Source organism: Prevotella nigrescens (assembly GCF_031191185.1).
Classification (GTDB): Bacteria; Bacteroidota; Bacteroidia; order Bacteroidales; family Bacteroidaceae; genus Prevotella; species Prevotella nigrescens.
This window is the reverse complement of the sequence record NZ_CP133464.1, coordinates 294,685-312,049: the sequence shown is the minus strand read 5'-3', so window position 1 is coordinate 312,049 and position 17,365 is coordinate 294,685. Positions and strand designations below refer to the sequence as shown.

Here is a 17,365-nt window from a genome sequence, read left to right as displayed (position 1 = left end):
ATGTTAGTATTTGCCTAATATTCTGTCCATTACCCAGTTGGTAGGCGTAGCCTCTACACTGTTTATTTCGCATTTTCCATATCCCTGAAGGTCTTGTACCACAGCTCTGATAAGTGGTTCCTGCACATAGTGCGGGTTCTTTATGTCGAAACTTTTCATGCCTTCGCTGGTGTAAAGCGTAATCGGTTCGTAGTCGTAAACCGAGAAGACAATGCGCCCTTCCGTGCCATATATCTCCATGCTGTCCTCTTTTGCACTTTCGTGAGCGGCAAAACTCCACGACCCACTGCCGCAAAGTCCGTCCTCGAATCGAAACACGGCGTTCACCGTATCTTCCACTTTGTAGTGCCCCGTACGGTTTGCCGTGTAGCCATGTGCCTTGACAATGATGCCGAACAGATACTGGAGCAGGTCGAACTGGTGGGGTGCAAGGTTGTAGAAATAGCCCCTGCCGTCTTCCTGAGGCTGCAGTCGCCAGGGTCTGTCGTCCTTATTCCCATCGTTGTCGAGCTCGTTTGCGGGTACGGCAAAGCGTATCTGAATGCTGAGAACCTTGCCGATGACACCGTGCCTCAATATGTCTCTCACGGTTCTAAAGTAAGGCAGATAGCGCCGATAGTAGGCTACGAAGCAGGGAACCCCCGTTTGTTCGGCTACACGATTAATGCGAACGCAGTCCTCGTACGACGATGCCAAGGGCTTTTCTATGAGGCACGGCTTGCCCGCACGCATTGCCATGATGGCGTATGCAGCGTGTGCCGAGGGAGGAGTGGCTATGTATATGGCATTGACATTGGGGTTTTCTATCATCGATTGCGCATCGGTGTACCAGTGGGGCACGCCATACAGGTTGGCATAGGTGCGGGCATCGTGTGCGCTCCTGCTGAATACGGCTTCCACATGCGACTCGGTAACGGCATTGAAAGCAGCGCCCGACTTGCGTTCCGTTGCCTCTCCCAGACCAATAAATCCCCAAGAGATGTGCTTCATTGCTATTTCTTTTTCTGCAAAAATACAATTTTTTGCCGAATAACAAGGGCATTATCAACAAATATATATAATGTGGAGGCAGAATAAGAAAAATATTATTAAATTTGCAAACAAACGAAAACACTATTTGTAACATGAGGAAAATAAATCTGCTGCTGCTCTTCCTGCTCGCCGGCACATTTGCTTTTGCGCAAGACTTCCAGCACTTTTTCAAAGATGCAACGCTGCGTTTAGACTACAATTTTGCCGGAAACGCAAACCATCAGACCATTGCCGTAGACGAACTCTGCCATATTCCACGATGGTATGGCAAGAAACAAAGGCTAAGCGAGCTACCCGTGGAAGGCAACGGACAAATTACGGTGCGCGACCATCGCACGAAGGCTGTTCTCTTCCGCAACTCTTTCTCCACACTTTTCCAGGAATGGCTTACCTACGACGAAGCCAAGACCACTTCGAAGTCGTTCGAGAACGTCTTCTTGGTGCCTTTCCCGAAAGATACCGTAGACATTACGGTGGAACTGTTCGACAACCGCCGGCAGGCAACGGCATCGCTTACGCACACCGTAGTGCCCACCGACATACTGATACGGCATATAGGCGAGAAGCACGTAACACCCTACACAACATTGCAGACGGCTGCCGACACCACACGCTGCATACACATTGCCTACGTGGCGGAAGGCTATACCGAAGCCGAGATGCCCGCCTTCATAAACGATTGCCGCACAGCCATGGAAGCCTTGTTTGCCCACGAACCGTTTAAATCGCTGCGAAACCGCTTCAACGTGGTGGCTGTCAAGTCGCCGTCGGCAGAAAGTGGCACGTCCAATCCAGGCAAGGGCATCTGGAAGAACACGGCTTTGCACTCCAACTTCAATACCTTCTACAGCGACAGATACCTTACGACGCTGCACCTGAAAACCCTCCACAACTGGCTGGCAGGTACTCCTTACGAACACATTATTATATTGGTGAACACCGAAAACTATGGCGGCGGAGGCATATTGAACTCGTACAACCTCTCCATGGTGCGGCACCCAGCTTTCAAACCGGTGGTGGTGCACGAGTTCGGACACTCTTTTGCAGGGCTTGGCGACGAGTATGGCTACGGCGACATACCCATGTATCCGAAAGATATAGAGCCGTGGGAACCCAACTTAACCACATTGGTGGACCTAAAGTCGAAGTGGGGCGACCTTATCAAGCCCGGAACGCCTGTGCCCACACCGCAACCAGCCGACTTGGACAAGCCTGGTGCAAACCAAAAGAACTGGAAAATAGGCGCATACGAGCCGGCAGGCTACACCAAACACGGCGTTTACCGTGCCTTTCCCGACTGCAGAATGCGCACGAACCAAAATCCGAACTTCTGCAAGGTGTGCCAACGTGCCATTACACGAATGGTTAAGTTCTATACGGAATAGGCTAAAACAAAGTTGAAGGCAGACTCTATAAGTGTAATTCTTAGAGTCTGCCTTTGTGATTTTCGGTAAATTCTGCCTTCAGAATATTACGAACGTGTATCTACGATTGGTTTCCTGGCATGCAGAAACCTGAGTCCTGTCTCGCATTACAGTGCCGTAAACGCTGCAACGAAGCCGAAAATAATGCCCGGAACGTTGGCAATGACGAGAGGCCAGTCGCGTTTTTCCTTGAAGAAACCATAGCAAACCCACAGCGTACAGTTTATTCCTGCCATGAAAGGCTGTATGAAAGTGCCCTTGTGTCCATCTAAATTGTTCAGGATTTGTGGGAAGTAGAACACGTACATCAATATCGATGTAACCATACCTGCCCAGCCCATACCTCCGAAAAACTTTTCCTTTGTCATGTTAAGTCCTTTCTTTTAAAATGTGATATTATTGTTTTTTTATTAGTGGTAGATTGGAACAAACCTGCGTTTCCGTCAATCCGAATGAACCTTTTCAGACATCTTAAGACTTAACCGTAGCAAGAACACGCACTGTTTAAGAAATGGGACAAGTACAAATCCTTGATTTCAATGTTTTAGATACGTTTTCTTTTATTATCCAAAATTCCGTTGCAAAGATATGTAAAGTTTTGTATCAGAGCAAGAAAAATGCTGCAAAAGAAAGTTCTTTAAATGTTTTTCTCTACTGACAGCTCCCTTTCCGAACAAGCAGAGCATGGTGCACGGGGCACCATCGTAACGGCATGGCTTGCCGGTTCTGCCCCATCTGCAGGGCAAGGCATCAGTTGCTCTTTACGTGTCCTGTGCGCTTCAGCACGCCCCAGGTCTGCAACTCTCCCTTAATAGCCTTCAGATAACTTTTGAAAAGCACGTAATACATTATCCAGCGATAGAAGAAACGTTGTGGAATAATCCATAAAAGAACCCACAGACGTTCGTGTTCGAAGATGTAAGCCATGATGGAAACGCTTGCATCGACAAGCAAAAACACTAAATAATAGATAAAAACTTGAGCAGCATTGCCCGTGAACAAGCCTATGAGCATGAGCACGTCTGCCAGCGGAGAGAATGTTGGTATGATGTATTGGAATACCAACATATTGGGCATAGCCCACATTCCGAAACCTTTTTCCGATGTTGCAAACAGCGACGAACGGTGTTTCCAGAAGGCTTGCATTACACCGAAGCACCAGCGTATGCGCTGTTTTACGAACTGGCGGAGTGTCTCGGGCACTTCGGTCATGGCGATAGCATAGTTCTCGTTCTCTATAATGTAGCCCCGTTCGTTTATGCTCATCGTCAAATCGCAGTCTTCTGCCAACGTGTCAGTGGTGAAACCACCCACCTCTTCCAACACTTTCTTGCGGAATGCGCCTATGGCTCCGGGTATGACCGTGATGGCATTGATGTTGGAATAAGCCATTCTGTCGAAGTTCTGACTGGTGGTATACTCTATGGCTTGCCAGTAAGTAAGCATGTTTCGCTGGTTTCCCACCTTTACATTGCCTGCCACTGCGCCCACGCGACCCGTCTTGTCGGCAACAAAATGGCGCATCAGCTTGCTCACGGCATCGGACTGCAGCTGCGTGTCGGCATCTATACAAACCACATATTCGGTGGTGCAGGCTGCTATTCCACGGTTCAGAGCCGATGCCTTTCCGCCATTTTCCTTCTCTATAATCGTAACTTCCGCATCGTTTCCGAACTGTTCGCGTGCCCTCGCCAGCGTATTGTCGCTGCTCCCATCGTCTACCAAATAGATGTGGAAACTGGGGTAGTCTTGCTGTTTGAGGTTGCTGATGGTGCGCACAATGTTTACTTCTTCGTTGTAGGCAGGCACGATAATCGATACTTCAGGAGCTGTTCCGGCACTGATGGGGGCATAGTTCCGATGGTTTTCTGTCCGCTTTTCGCGCACCATAAGTATGTACATAAAGAGCAGGCGCACAAATCCGAGCACCAGGAATACGAGGAACAACGCCGTGAGAAAGTCGCTGACGTGGTAGATGAACTCGGCTAAACTAAGGTTAGCCTGCATGGCATAGTACACGTTTCCTTTCTCTATGGGTGGCATAAGCGTTTGTCGGCTCATGTCGAGATACTGTTCCAAGGATATAAACTGATAGCCTTCGCGCTGCAAGGTCTCTATTATCCGGGGCAAGGCAGCTACTGTTGCCTCGCGCGTATCACCTCCGGCATCGTGTAAAAGAATGATGTGTCCGTCCTCGTTGTGCACTCCGTCTATGACACGCTTGTATATCTGGTCGGCTGTAACCCCCGGCTGCCAGTCGTTAGGGTCTATCGATTCGCCCACAAAAAGATAGTTTCGGCGGCTCGCAATAATCATTGGCCATATCTCTTCGTGCCCCGTTGGGTCGGCATCGGCATTGTATGGCGCACGGAAAAGAATGGTGCTCTGCCCCGTTATGCTTTCTATGAGCATGCGCGTGAGCTTCAGTTCAGCATACGAACGGCGGTCCGAGTTTTCCGACATGTCGTGGTGGGTGAACGTATGGTTGCCTATGGTGTGCCCGTCGTCGAACACTTGCTTCACCAAAGGCAGGTTCTTCTCCATTTGCAGTCCCACCATAAAGAAGGCTGCGGGCACTTTATACTTCTTCAGCGTGCTTAAAACGGTTGGCGTCCAGTGCTCGTCGGGACCGTCGTCGAAGGTCAGAACCAGTTGTTTAGGCTTGCATTTGCCCAATCGCTGTATGGTGTAGGTGGTGGGAAGTGCCTGGTAATATTCTTCGGTAATCAGACAATTGTCCTTGTCTATGGTTACGGAAATCTTGCCGTGATGGGGTTCCGAGGTTACGTTGAGCACCTCGCCGGAACCTACAAAGTTCACGTCGTCGGTGCCATTCAGCTGCATCAGCTTGCTAACAGACAGCTTGGAAGCATTCTCCCACGCCATGTCTTTGCCGTAAAATCGCCATATACGTTTGTCTTCCGTGCCTAAACGCCACAGTCCAAAGCCTGCCATGTGGTACTGTGTACCAAAGCGCATGATGTTGAAAGTGGTGGCAGCGTCGGGGAAAAACACGTGGTGCAGCGTGCCATTGCCTTCGTCTTTGTAACTGAAATCAAGGTTATAGGTGTCGTCGTTGAACGCTATTTTGGCTCCGGCATTCTGTGCCGTGGCTATAATCTGGTCGAAAGAGACGGCTGTTCCCACGTTTTTTCCTTCGGTCCAGTCGTATCCGTAGGCTGCCAGACCCAGCACAATCTTGTCGTTCGGAACGTTCTTGGCTGCCCAGTCGGTAGCCTTTTCCACCCAGCGTTGGGAGCTGACGGCACCCGGTTGGCTGGTTGAGTTGTGCTCGTCGTATGCCATCAGGAACAGGTAATCGTCATATTTGGCAAGCTCCTGCACGTCGTAGTCGTCGTTGAAAGCGGCAATAGCCTGTGTAACATAGAGTCCGTGGGCGTGGAAAACAGTTGCAAAGTCTTTCACGAGCGTTACCAACAGTGCGTTGTCGTTAATGTTCAAGTCCTCAAGGTCGAGGTTAATGCCCGAAAATCCGTGTTGTTTGCACTGGTCGGCAAGCTGGTTTATCAGTGCCATTCTCTTTTTGGGGTCGCTCATGATGCGTCCGATGGGTTCTGAACGGAACTTTGCTCCATAGTTGTTGGTAAGCATTGGCAAGATGGGTACGCCTGCACTGTGCATCAGCTTGAGTGCTTTCTGGTCTATCCTGCTTTCCAGTTGGTCGGTATTAGGGTCTATGAAGAACCATTCCGGCAGCACCATGTTAAGATGTTTTATGTTGTTTTTCAGCGACAGGTAGGCACGTTTGTCCCAGTTTACATACCATGCCGAGCGTATTCCCATACGGGGGTCGGTCCATTCGGCTATGTATTTCTGCGCCAAGCCCCTGGCTTTTCCTACAAAGCGGTGTTGCCTTGTGGCTACACGCGCATAGTTGCTGTGCATTCGTTGCTCTTGAAAGAAGTCGCGGAACGACTTGTATTCTTTTGACGTTTTGTTGTCTTTCAAGAAAGGTTTTCCTGCCGAAACCACGCTGCGATAGTCGTGGCGGAAAGGCATTCGCGGACTTCCCTCCAGCGCAAACATAGCCAAGAACACCGCTCCCAGCAACATTGCGATGGTCAGGAGCACGCGTAACGTCCATTTAAATCGGTTCCAACGTTGTCGCGAATTTGTCTGAAAAACTTGTCTGTCCATGCCTTCAATCTTTGTAAAACTTCTTTAGTGCATTCTGAAACAATGTGCAAAAGTATAACATAATCTTGTCTCCACATTGCTTTTTGGTGAAAAAAAGATGAAGAAAGGATTAAAATAGTCTAATGCGGAAGGGGATTAAGCAAGATAAGAACCACAGGTATCTTATGTTTTCCAGGGCGCTTGATGTTTCCATGACACCTATAGTACATAAGACATGTGTCCATTACAGTAGTCTGACAGCACCCTCTGTTTTGTAAAAACAATTTACACGGAAAGACAAAAGAAGCGGTCTTGCAATGCAAAAACGCCTGTCTTACGCTGCAAAACATACGTTTTTACCGTGCAAGACAGGCGTTTTTGGAACACGAAACAACCAGTTTCGTAACGTTTTGGTTATGTGGTTGTTACGCAATAGGCATCTTTACGAAAAATATTTACACCTATCTGCGCTCCTTTCAGCATTCCGGTCGGGACAGAAAACGACGGACGGCTAAACCCTATTGCCCTCTTTAGGGAACACTACGGTGGGCTTGAATGCCTTTGCCTCCTCGAAGTCCATCAGAGCATAGCTGATGATGATGACCGTGTCGCCTACCTGAACCTTGCGTGCCGCAGCCCCGTTCAGGCAGATACAGCCCGTGCCCCGTTCGCCTTTAATGATGTAAGTCTCGAGCCGTTCGCCATTGTTGTTGTCTACAATCTGTACCTTTTCGCCGGCAATCATGTTGGCGGCATCCATCAAATCTTCGTCTATGGTGATGCTCCCCATATAGTTAAGGTTGGCTTCGGTAACCTTAACACAGTGCAATTTGCTTTTCAATACCTCTATCTGCATGCTTGTCTATCCCTTATATTTAATATGGTCGATAAGTCGGACAGGCGTCTTGCCACAATAAACCGTAATGCAGCCCACTATGTAAGGCGTATCGTTCCACGACTGTACAGGCAGCAACGTGTTGCCGTCTACTATGTCGAAGTACTCCACTTCCAGCCCATCGACAGCATTAATGGCTGCCACCACCTTGTCGTGAAGTTCCTGCACGCTCGTCTTTCCCACCTCTTCGGCACTTGCTTTCAACACCTTATATATATTAGGGGCTATGGCACGCTCGTCAGGAGAGAGCAAAGTGTTGCGCGAACTCTTAGCCAATCCGTCCTCATCGCGCACTATCGGGCATTCCACAATGTCCACATCAACGTTAATATAGTCTACAAGGCGTTTCACAACAGCTATCTGCTGCCAGTCTTTCTCGCCAAAATAGGCTCGGTCAGGGCGCACAATGTAGAACAACCGGCTAACTACCTGGCACACTCCGTTGAAGTGTCCGGGACGCTTGGCACCCTCCATGACCGTCGATTGGGGCGGAAACTCGAAGTGCCGGGTATCTGGCGTGGGATACATTTCGGCTACCGACGGTGCAAAAACATAGTCGGCACCACACGTTTCTGCCAGTTTGCAATCGGCTTCCAACGTGCGCGGGTAGCGTTCCAAGTCGTTTTTGTCGTTGAACTGGGTGGGATTGAGAAACACCGACACCACCGTTGCATCGTTTTCCTGCACACTTCGCCTTATCAACGAGGCGTGCCCATCGTGCAAGGCACCCATGGTGGGCACCAGTCCGATGGTTTTTCCTTGCTTGCGGAGCTGGAACAGCTCGTTCTTTAAATCGACAATCCTTTCAAATACTTTCATTCTGACGTCTCAATATTTCGGCTGCAAAGTAACAACAATTTTATTTAAAACTCGTAAGAAATAGCTAAAAATATGGCAATATTCCATCTTTTAGACACGATTTCGACGATTTTAGACCCTAATTCCAATTGTTTTTCGTACCTTTGCAGACAGTAAAGCATTTATAAATGGGAAAGAAAGTATTGTTTATCAACCAAGAAATCGCTCCGTATGTCCCTGATTCGGAGATGGCAACCTTTGGTGCTGACATGCCACGATGTATGCAAGACGCCGGTTTTGAGATTAGAACGTTCATGCCTAAATGGGCTGCCATCAACGAACGGCGCGGTCAATTGCACGAAGTAATACGACTTTCGGGTATGAATCTTATCATTGACGATATGGATCACCCACTTATCATAAAGGTCGCAAGCATACCACAGACTCGTATTCAAGTTTACTTCATCGACAACGAAGACTATTTCCAGAAACGTCCAGCCATGACCAAGGACGAATTGGGCAACGATTACCCCGACAACGGAGAGCGTGCCATCTTCTTCGCACGGGGAGTTCTGGAAACGGTAAAGAAGCTTCGGTGGGCACCGGACGTCATTCACTGCCAGGGTTGGATGTCTGCCGTAATCCCATTCTACGTGAAAACTGCCTACAAAGACGAACCACAGTTCGCCAAATCGAAGGTTGTTACGTCGCTTTTTGCCGAACAACCTCACGGAAGCCTGGGCAAAAAGTTCAAGCAATGCCTCGAATTCAAAAGCGCAGAGCTGGGTCTGATAGAGAAATATGGCGACAATTTCGACTTCAAGGAATTGGGAAAGCTCGCCATAGACTACTCTGACGGCATCATTCAGACCAGCAACGACGTAAACAAGAAACTTATACAGTATGCCGCAGACAACAAGAAGGAAATGCTGTTGCAGCCCGACAGCGAAGAAGAAGTAAGGAAACAATACACTGAGTTCTACAATAAGATAATGGAATGAAAGCAAAAATATTAGCTTTGGGGCTGGCTCTCACAGCGTTAGTCCTTACTGCCTGCGATGACACAACCAATGGAATAGGCGGCTCGCTCACCGATCAGGCAGACAAACTTAACGTACAAACCGACACGTTCAATATTGGCTCACGCAGCATTTTGGCAAGCAACATGCTCTCAAGAACCACTGACGGCTTCCTTGGAAAGCTGAAAGACCCTGAAACACAGTCGGACGTAACTGCCAATTTAATGTCTCAGCTCTACGTTTTGCCCAACTACAAAATGCCGGAACAAGGCATCGTAACAAGCAAGGACGCCGGCGGCAAGATTATTGCAGACTCTTGCGAACTGCTATTGTACTACAAGTCGCACTACGGAGACTCGTTAGCACCTATCAAGGTAACCACTTACGAACTCGACAAGCCAGCTGAAGAGGGGCGGCAGAACTATTCCAACTTCGACCCAGAGGCTGAAGGGTATGTCAGAACGGCTGCCAACAACGGATTGGAAGCAAACACAACCTACACGCTGACAGAGTTTTCAGTACCCGATAGCGTAAAGAAAGACAAGAACCACACACCAAGCATACACATAAAACTTAACCAGACGTACACGGACAAGGCTGGAATACAGTACAATAACTATGGAACGTACATGATGCGGAAGTTCTACGAAAACCCAAACAACTTCCAAAACATATACAATTTCCTGCATAATGTGTGCCCGGGGTTCTACTTCAAGGTAACAAACGGAATGGGTTCCATTGCCAACATAGTGGCTGTGCAGCTCGTAATATACTACCGCTACAAAGATGCAAAGGACGGAAACAAGGTGAAAACGGGCATAACTCACCTGACAAGTACCGAAGAGGTGTTGCAATTGACCAACTTCGTGTTCGACAGAACCCAGTTGCAGACACTTGCCAGCAATCCGGACGCATCGTATCTAAAGACTCCTGCCGGCTTGTTCACAGAGGTGGAACTTCCTGTGAACGACATTATGCGAGGACACGAGGACGACACTCTCAACACGGCAAAGTTCGAATTGCAACGCTATACAAGCCATGCCACATCGGGCTACAAGATGTCCATACCGTCGTACGTGCTGCTGATACCTACCGAACTGGCTGAAACGTTCTTCAACAAGAACAAGGCACTCGACAACAAAACGTCGTTCTTAGCCAACTACAGTGCTCAGACGAACAGCTATAAATTCAACAACGTGGCTGGAATAGTAAACTATTTTGTTCGCAACAGAGTCACGGCTGCCAGCAATATCCATTGGGGAAAGGCGCTTGTAATTCCTGTAGAGGTAACGAAAACGAAAGATTCGCAAAACAACGAAGTCATTACCAGGATTTCGCACTATATGGGCTTGTCGAGCGTAATGCTGCTTGGAGGCGACAAATCGAAGAGTAATGTAAAGATATCGGTGGTTTATAGCAAGTTCCATGGCAGATAACTTCCTCGAAAAACATTACGAAGAATACGAACAACGCAAGGCTGCATGGCTGCGAAAGAAGAGACACCTGAAGACGAAAAAGGTGAGGAACATTCGTAAACCCGACGACGAAGCTTTATAAAAACAACAATGGCAAGATGGAGCAGACACTGTTTCGCTTGCCATTGTTTTCTGTTTGGCACACCATTTGTATTACAAATCGAACAAGGAACATACCTAATCATATAATAAAGAAAGTAAAAGGAGAAATATGATAAATCAGTTTTCACCCAAAGTTTCAGAGGTCCTGTCGTACAGTCGCGAGGAAGCTGAAAGGCTATCGAGCCACGCTGTAGGACCGGAACACATCATGCTCGCCATCTTAAGAGAACGAGAAGGTGCTGTCAGCAATATGTTTGGGACATTAAACCTTAATTTAGAGAACATAAAAAGCCAGCTGGAAGAACGCATAAAAAGCGAGGAACAAAGCCAACTGACCTACTCTAACGACATAATGCTGAACGAACAGGCAAGCAACATACTAAAATTGGCAGTGTTGGAAGCACGCATACAGAGTACACAAACGGTTGATGTACAACACATTCTGCTCGCCATTCTGCACGATAACGTAGAAAACGGAGCAAAAGAAGTGTTGCAAAACAACAACCTCAACTATGCAACGGCGCTCGAAATGCTCCGTCAGCCCACCAATCCGGTACAAGACGGCATCGGCATGGCAGACGAAGAGGAAGACGAAGACCCCATCATGAACCGGCACAGCGGCAGCAACAAAAATGCAAGAACGGCACAGGCAAACATGCCCAGAAGCAATACGCCGGTGCTCGACAACTTCGGAACCGACCTGACAAAGGCAGCGGCAGAGGGTAAACTCGACCCCGTCGTGGGACGCGAAAAGGAAATACAGAGAGTAAGCGAGATATTAAGCCGGCGCAAGAAGAACAATCCTATACTCATAGGAGAGCCCGGTGTGGGAAAAAGCGCCATCGTTGAAGGACTCGCACAGCTCATTGTGAACCGCCTGACATCGCCAATTCTCTTTAACAAACGTGTCGTAACGCTCGACCTGACAGGGGTTGTGGCAGGCACGAAATACCGCGGACAGTTCGAAGAACGTATCCGCGCCCTGATAAAAGAGATTGAACAGAACCCCGATGTCATCATCTTCATCGACGAGATACATACCCTCATCGGGGCAGGCTCCACTCCCGGCTCCATGGATGCAGCCAACATACTGAAGCCGGCACTCGCCCGCGGCACCATACAATGCATTGGCGCCACCACATTAGACGAGTATCGGAACTCCATAGAGAAAGATGGCGCACTGGAAAGACGCTTCCAGAAGGTCATGGTTGAACCTACCACGGTAGACGAGACCCTGCAAATTCTGAACAACATAAAGGACCGTTACGAGGCGCATCACCACGTTTCGTACACCGATGATGCCATCACGGCATGTGTCAGACTGACAGACCGCTACATAACCGACCGCTTCTTCCCCGACAAAGCCATCGATGCGATGGACGAGGTGGGCGCCCGCGTGCATCTGCAAAACGCCCAGGTGCCACCCGAAATAATCGAACTGAAAAAGCAGTTGGACGAGGCAGACCGGAAGAAACGGGACGCAGTGAAGAACCAGAACTTCGAACTTGCAGCAAACTTCCGCGACAAGCAAGCCGCATTGGAACACGAACTGCAAGCCGCACAACGGAAATGGGAACGCGGCGACGACAGCAATCGGGTGGAAGTAGACGCCGACAAGGTTGCCGATGTGGTTTCAATGATGACGGGCATACCTGTCCAGCGAATGCAGGAAAGCGAAAGCGCACGACTTGTCAGCATGGCAGACAACCTGAAACAAGAGGTTATAGCACAGGACAAGGCGATAGAAAAGATGGTGAAAGCCATTCAGCGCAACCGCATCGGACTGAAAGCCCCCAACCACCCCATTGGTGCATTCATGTTTCTTGGTCCTACCGGAGTGGGAAAGACCTATTTAGCCAAGAAGTTAGCCGAGATAATGTTCGGTTCCGATGACGCTCTCATACGCATAGACATGAGCGAATACACAGAAAGCTTCAACACTTCGCGACTCGTTGGAGCACCTCCGGGATACGTAGGATACGAAGAAGGCGGACAACTTACCGAGCAAGTGCGGCGCCACCCCTACTCCATCGTGCTGTTAGACGAGATTGAAAAGGCGCACGGAAACGTATTCAACATGCTCTTGCAGGTGCTCGACGAAGGCAGACTGACCGATGGCAACGGACGCTTGGTAGACTTCCGCAACACCGTCATCATCATGACGTCCAACGCAGGAACCCGTCAGCTGAAGGAATTTGGGCAGGGCGTGGGCTTCACAGCAGCCAATCTGAATGGCATTTCGCAGAACGAGCAAGACAAGGAGCGTGCCCGTGCCATCATTCAGAAGAGCCTGAGCAAGCAGTTCGCACCCGAATTCCTGAACCGTTTGGACGAAATCATCACCTTCGACCAGCTCGATCTCGCTGCCATAAAGCAGATTATAGACATCGAACTGCGTGGTTTGTTCAAGCGAATAAAGGAACTTGGCTACGACGTAACCATCACCGACGAGGCAAAAGAACTGGTTGCAACAAAGGGCTACGACGTCCAGTTCGGTGCACGGCCACTGAAACGTGCCATACAAAACTATATTGAAGACGGCATTTGCGAGCAAATTCTTGCCGGGAAAGTGCACGAAGGCGACACCATCTCTATCGGCAAAAATCCTAACGCCGACGAACTTACGTTTAAATAACAGAACCGTGGCAGAACAAAATCTGCTTGGGCACTCAACCATCAGGACACCGCAGCATGGGCAACCCCATGTTGCGGTGTCTGTTTTTATACCTTTGGTAGAACAAAACCAGCATACAAGATATATGAATATCTATTTCCTATTGTGCAAAAACTGCATTTTAAACGCATAAAAATAGACTGTACTCGGAATTTGTGTGTCTTTTACACACTAATTTCGAGTAGGATTTGCCAAAGCAAAAGAATTATTTTACCTTTGCAAACGGAAACTATGCTACAGCAACACATAAGTTTCGAGCAGACAAATGATAGAGCGCAGCAAATACTTGGCCGAATTAATATCGTTGCAAAACAATGGTATGATAAAGATAATAACGGGAATGCGCAGATGCGGAAAGTCGTATCTGCTGTTCGAAATCTTTGTTTCATACCTCAAGGAACATGGCATTTCCAGCGAACAAATCATTGCGGTAGACCTCGAAGACTACAGAAACAGGGAACTTAGAAAGCCCGACAACCTCTACGCATACATGGAAAACCGCATGAAAAGCAAGGAAAAATACTATATTTTGCTCGACGAAGTCCAGATGCTCGAGCATTTCGAGGAAGTCCTTAACGGCTTTCTCAGAATGCCAAATGCAGATGTCTACGTTACGGGAAGCAACGCACGGCTCTTGTCGAAAGACATCATCACCGAGTTTCGTGGACGCGGATACGAAGTAAAAATGTATCCTTTGTGCTTCCGCGAATACATGTCGGCCTACCAGGGAACTATGCAGGCAGGCCTGAACGAGTATCTGTTATATGGCGGCCTGCCACAAATTCTAATGTACAACACGGAAGAACAGAAGGTCAGATTCCTGAAAACACTGTTCGAAGAGACCTATATCAAAGACATAAAAGACCGATACGACATACGGAAAGATGACGATTTGGAAGAACTTATCAACATCATAGCCTCCAACATCGGCGCACTTACCAGCCCAAACAAGCTGGCCAACACCTTCAGGAGCGAGAAAAAGTCGGCCGTTTCCTACGATACCATCAAGAACTACATAGATTTCCTTTCCGATTCGTTCCTGGTTGAGAAGGCCACAAGATACGACATAAAGGGCAAACACTACATCGACTCTCCCTTCAAGTACTATTTCATGGACTTGGGACTGCGCAATGCACGCATCAATTTCAGACAGAACGAGAGAACACACCTTATGGAAAACCTTGTGTACAACGAGCTAAGGGCACGCAGTTTCAACGTAGATGTGGGCTCGGTTTCGTCTGTCGGCACCAACAGTGAGGGGAAAAGACTGCGTTCAACCCTGGAAGTAGACTTCGTCTGCAACCTTGGAAGCAGAAGATACTACATACAGTCGACCTACAGAATGCCCTCCGAAGAGAAACTGGAACAGGAGCGCGCATCGCTGTTACGCATAGGCGACGCATTCAAGAAGATAATTGTAACGGGCGAAGAGGGACCCATTACAAGAGACGAACACGGCATAACAACCATCAGCATCTACGACTTTCTGCTGAAAGAAAACAGCTTGGAACTATAAACAGCTGTGTAAACATTTTTTACAGCCATAAGAATTGTGCAACAGACTGACGTCTAACACATTACAACGTTCCCCTTTTCGCATTGCAAAAACCACCCTTTTATAAACCAAAAGAGCTTGTTTTGGACGGTAAAAGAGCCTGTTTCACCGTGCAAAACAATGCCTTTTACAAAACATTACATCTTCCCCAGAACACCTTCTCTTCCAATCTACTGCCCCCATAGGCTCCCTTGTAAATACTAACTTTATGGGCTCCTTGGGATTATTAGGAGCATAGTAGGCGCTTGAAAATACTATCCTCCCACGGCTTCCTATGAATAATAAGAGCACCAGGATACCCAAAATCACTAAGATACCTACAGAAAAAAGAGAAAAAATAACCATCAGAACTTGCTTATTTACAGATTATTATTAGTAACTTTGCACCTCGGTAGGGGGTAATACCCCTCAGAGAGTATTTTCACATAAAGTCTAACTTTATTAATTACAAACATTTTAAAAATCATTTATGACAAATTACAAAGACGTCAATCCCTTGTCAGACTTCAACTGGGAGGAGTTTGAAAACGGTAAAACCGTTGGTGGCGACAAAAACGAGCTTACAAAAGCTTACGACGACACCCTGAACAAAATCCAAGAACACCAGGTTGTAGAAGGCGTTGTAACTGCTATCGACAAAAAAGAAGTCGTAGTAAACATCGGTTACAAGAGCGATGGCATCATTCCCGCATCTGAATTCCGCTACAATCCAGACCTGAAGGTGGGCGACAAGGTTGAAGTTTACGTTGAAAACCAAGAAGACAAAGGCGGACAGCTTATTCTTTCACACAAAAAGGCACGCCTGCAAAAGAGCTGGGAAAACATTAACAAGGCACTCGAAGACGACGCCGTTATTCAAGGTTACATCAAGAGTCGCACCAAAGGCGGTATGATTGTTGATGTGTTCGGCATCGAAGCTTTCCTTCCGGGCAGCCAGATTGACGTCCACCCAATACGCGACTACGATATGTTCGTGGGCAAAACAATGGAATTCAAGGTGGTTAAAATCAACCAGGAGTTCCGCAATGTGGTCGTTTCACACAAAGCACTCATCGAAGCAGAGCTCGAAGCACAACGCAAGGAAATTATCTCACACCTCGAAAAAGGACAGATTTTGGAAGGCGTTGTCAAAAACATCACAAGCTACGGTGTATTCGTTGACCTCGGCGGTGTGGACGGACTCATTCACATTACAGACCTTTCATGGGGACGCATCAACGACCCACACGAAATTGTCGAGCTCGACCAGAAGATTAATGTCGTTATTCTCGACTTCGACGAAGAGAAGAAACGCATTGCACTCGGCTTGAAACAACTCGCTCCACACCCATGGGACGCACTCGATCCGAACCTCAAAGTGGGCGACCACGTCAAGGGAAAGGTTGTCGTCATGGCAGACTACGGAGCCTTTGTCGAAATCCAGCCGGGCGTAGAAGGACTTATCCACGTTTCAGAAATGAGCTGGAGCCAACACCTTCGCTCTGCACAAGAGTTCCTGAAGGCAGGCGATGAGGTTGAAGCAGTGATACTTACACTCGACCGCGACGAACGCAAAATGTCGCTCGGCATCAAGCAACTCAGAGAAGACCCATGGGAAACCATCGAAACAAAATACCCTATCGGCTCTAAACACACCGCAAAAGTACGCAACTTTACCAACTTCGGTATCTTCGTAGAGCTCGAGGAAGGTGTCGATGGACTTATCCACATCTCTGACTTGTCATGGACAAAGAAAGTGAAACACCCATCTGAATTTACACACGTAGGTGCAGACATCGACGTAGTTGTACTCGAAATAGACAAGGAAAACCGTAGATTGAGCCTCGGACACAAGCAGCTCGAAACCAATCCATGGGATACTTACGAGACAATCTACACTCCGGGCTCTGTACACATCGGTAAGATTACAGAGGTAATGGACAAGGGTGCCGTCATAACACTGAACGAGGGTGGAGAAGGTTTCGCTACTCCTAAACACCTTGTCAAGGAAGATGGAACACAAGCACAACTCGGAGAGGAACTCCCATTCGTAGTCATCGAGTTCGTGAAAGATACAAAACGTATCATTCTCTCACACTCAAGAACATACGAGACTCCGAAGGAAGAACAGCCAAGACGCCAGCGCAACAGCAACAAAAAGCATACTGAACAGCCCGCACAAGTGAATAACGTTGCAGCTGGAACATCGCTTGGCGATCTCGACGTACTCGCCGACCTCAAGAAAAAGATGGAGGAAGGCAAGTAATTCCAAATA

12 protein-coding genes are annotated in these 17,365 nt (G+C 48.1%); 7 read left to right on the top strand and 5 right to left on the bottom strand.

The genetic code is table 11. The features are described 5' to 3' along the window. Positions 1-3 precede the first annotated feature (3 nt). Complete coding sequence (locus tag RDV52_RS01130; RefSeq protein ID WP_004367850.1) at positions 4-990, bottom strand: Gfo/Idh/MocA family protein; 987 nt, start codon at positions 988-990, stop codon at positions 4-6. Positions 991-1,124: 134 nt separating this feature from the next. Here RDV52_RS01130 and RDV52_RS01125 point away from each other — a divergent pair, with 134 nt between their 5' ends. Next, positions 1,125-2,417 (top strand): M64 family metallopeptidase, encoded by a 1,293-nt coding sequence (locus RDV52_RS01125; protein ID WP_004367851.1) that lies wholly within the window; start codon positions 1,125-1,127, stop codon positions 2,415-2,417. A 146-nt stretch (positions 2,418-2,563) separates the two neighbouring features. Here the strand turns inward: RDV52_RS01125 and RDV52_RS01120 are convergent, their stop codons facing one another. The 4 genes from RDV52_RS01120 to panC all read right to left on the bottom strand — a co-directional run bounded on the left by RDV52_RS01120 (position 2,564) and on the right by panC (position 8,307). Beyond that, positions 2,564-2,824 carry a membrane protein gene (locus RDV52_RS01120; RefSeq protein WP_004362856.1) on the bottom strand — a complete coding sequence of 87 codons (261 nt, stop codon included), beginning with the start codon at positions 2,822-2,824 and terminating at the stop codon, positions 2,564-2,566. Between the two features lie 382 nt (positions 2,825-3,206). Then, positions 3,207-6,614, bottom strand: a complete 3,408-nt coding sequence (locus RDV52_RS01115) for a glycosyltransferase (protein WP_004367853.1) — start codon at positions 6,612-6,614, stop codon at positions 3,207-3,209. A 490-nt stretch (positions 6,615-7,104) separates the two neighbouring features. Then, complete coding sequence (gene panD / locus RDV52_RS01110) at positions 7,105-7,449, bottom strand: aspartate 1-decarboxylase (protein WP_004367854.1); 345 nt, start codon at positions 7,447-7,449, stop codon at positions 7,105-7,107. Between the two features lie 6 nt (positions 7,450-7,455). Continuing rightward, positions 7,456-8,307 carry a pantoate--beta-alanine ligase gene (gene panC, locus RDV52_RS01105; protein ID WP_004367855.1) on the bottom strand — a complete coding sequence of 284 codons (852 nt, stop codon included), beginning with the start codon at positions 8,305-8,307 and terminating at the stop codon, positions 7,456-7,458. Between the two features lie 167 nt (positions 8,308-8,474). Here panC and RDV52_RS01100 point away from each other — a divergent pair, with 167 nt between their 5' ends. The 6 genes from RDV52_RS01100 to rpsA all read left to right on the top strand — a co-directional run bounded on the left by RDV52_RS01100 (position 8,475) and on the right by rpsA (position 17,356). Beyond that, entirely contained in the window at positions 8,475-9,287 is an 813-nt protein-coding gene (locus RDV52_RS01100; protein WP_004367856.1) for a glycogen/starch synthase, read from the top strand. Continuing rightward, positions 9,284-10,741 carry a DUF4270 domain-containing protein gene (locus RDV52_RS01095; RefSeq protein WP_004367857.1) on the top strand — a complete coding sequence of 486 codons (1,458 nt, stop codon included), beginning with the start codon at positions 9,284-9,286 and terminating at the stop codon, positions 10,739-10,741. The genes RDV52_RS01100 and RDV52_RS01095 overlap by 4 nt, the downstream gene beginning before the upstream one ends. Beyond that, positions 10,731-10,862, top strand: a complete 132-nt coding sequence (locus RDV52_RS01090; protein WP_004367858.1) for a hypothetical protein — start codon at positions 10,731-10,733, stop codon at positions 10,860-10,862. The genes RDV52_RS01095 and RDV52_RS01090 overlap by 11 nt, the downstream gene beginning before the upstream one ends. A gap of 129 nt (positions 10,863-10,991) precedes the next feature. Beyond that, a complete protein-coding gene (locus tag RDV52_RS01085) occupies positions 10,992-13,517 on the top strand; it encodes an ATP-dependent Clp protease ATP-binding subunit (RefSeq protein WP_004367859.1) in 2,526 nt (841 codons plus the stop codon). Between the two features lie 304 nt (positions 13,518-13,821). Beyond that, the gene (locus RDV52_RS01080) at positions 13,822-15,072 is read left to right on the top strand and encodes an ATP-binding protein (RefSeq protein WP_004367860.1); all 1,251 of its coding nucleotides are present in this window, start codon (positions 13,822-13,824) and stop codon (positions 15,070-15,072) included. Between the two features lie 508 nt (positions 15,073-15,580). Further along, entirely contained in the window at positions 15,581-17,356 is a 1,776-nt protein-coding gene (rpsA, locus tag RDV52_RS01075; protein WP_004367861.1) for a 30S ribosomal protein S1, read from the top strand. The last annotated feature ends 9 nt before the right edge of the window (positions 17,357-17,365 follow it).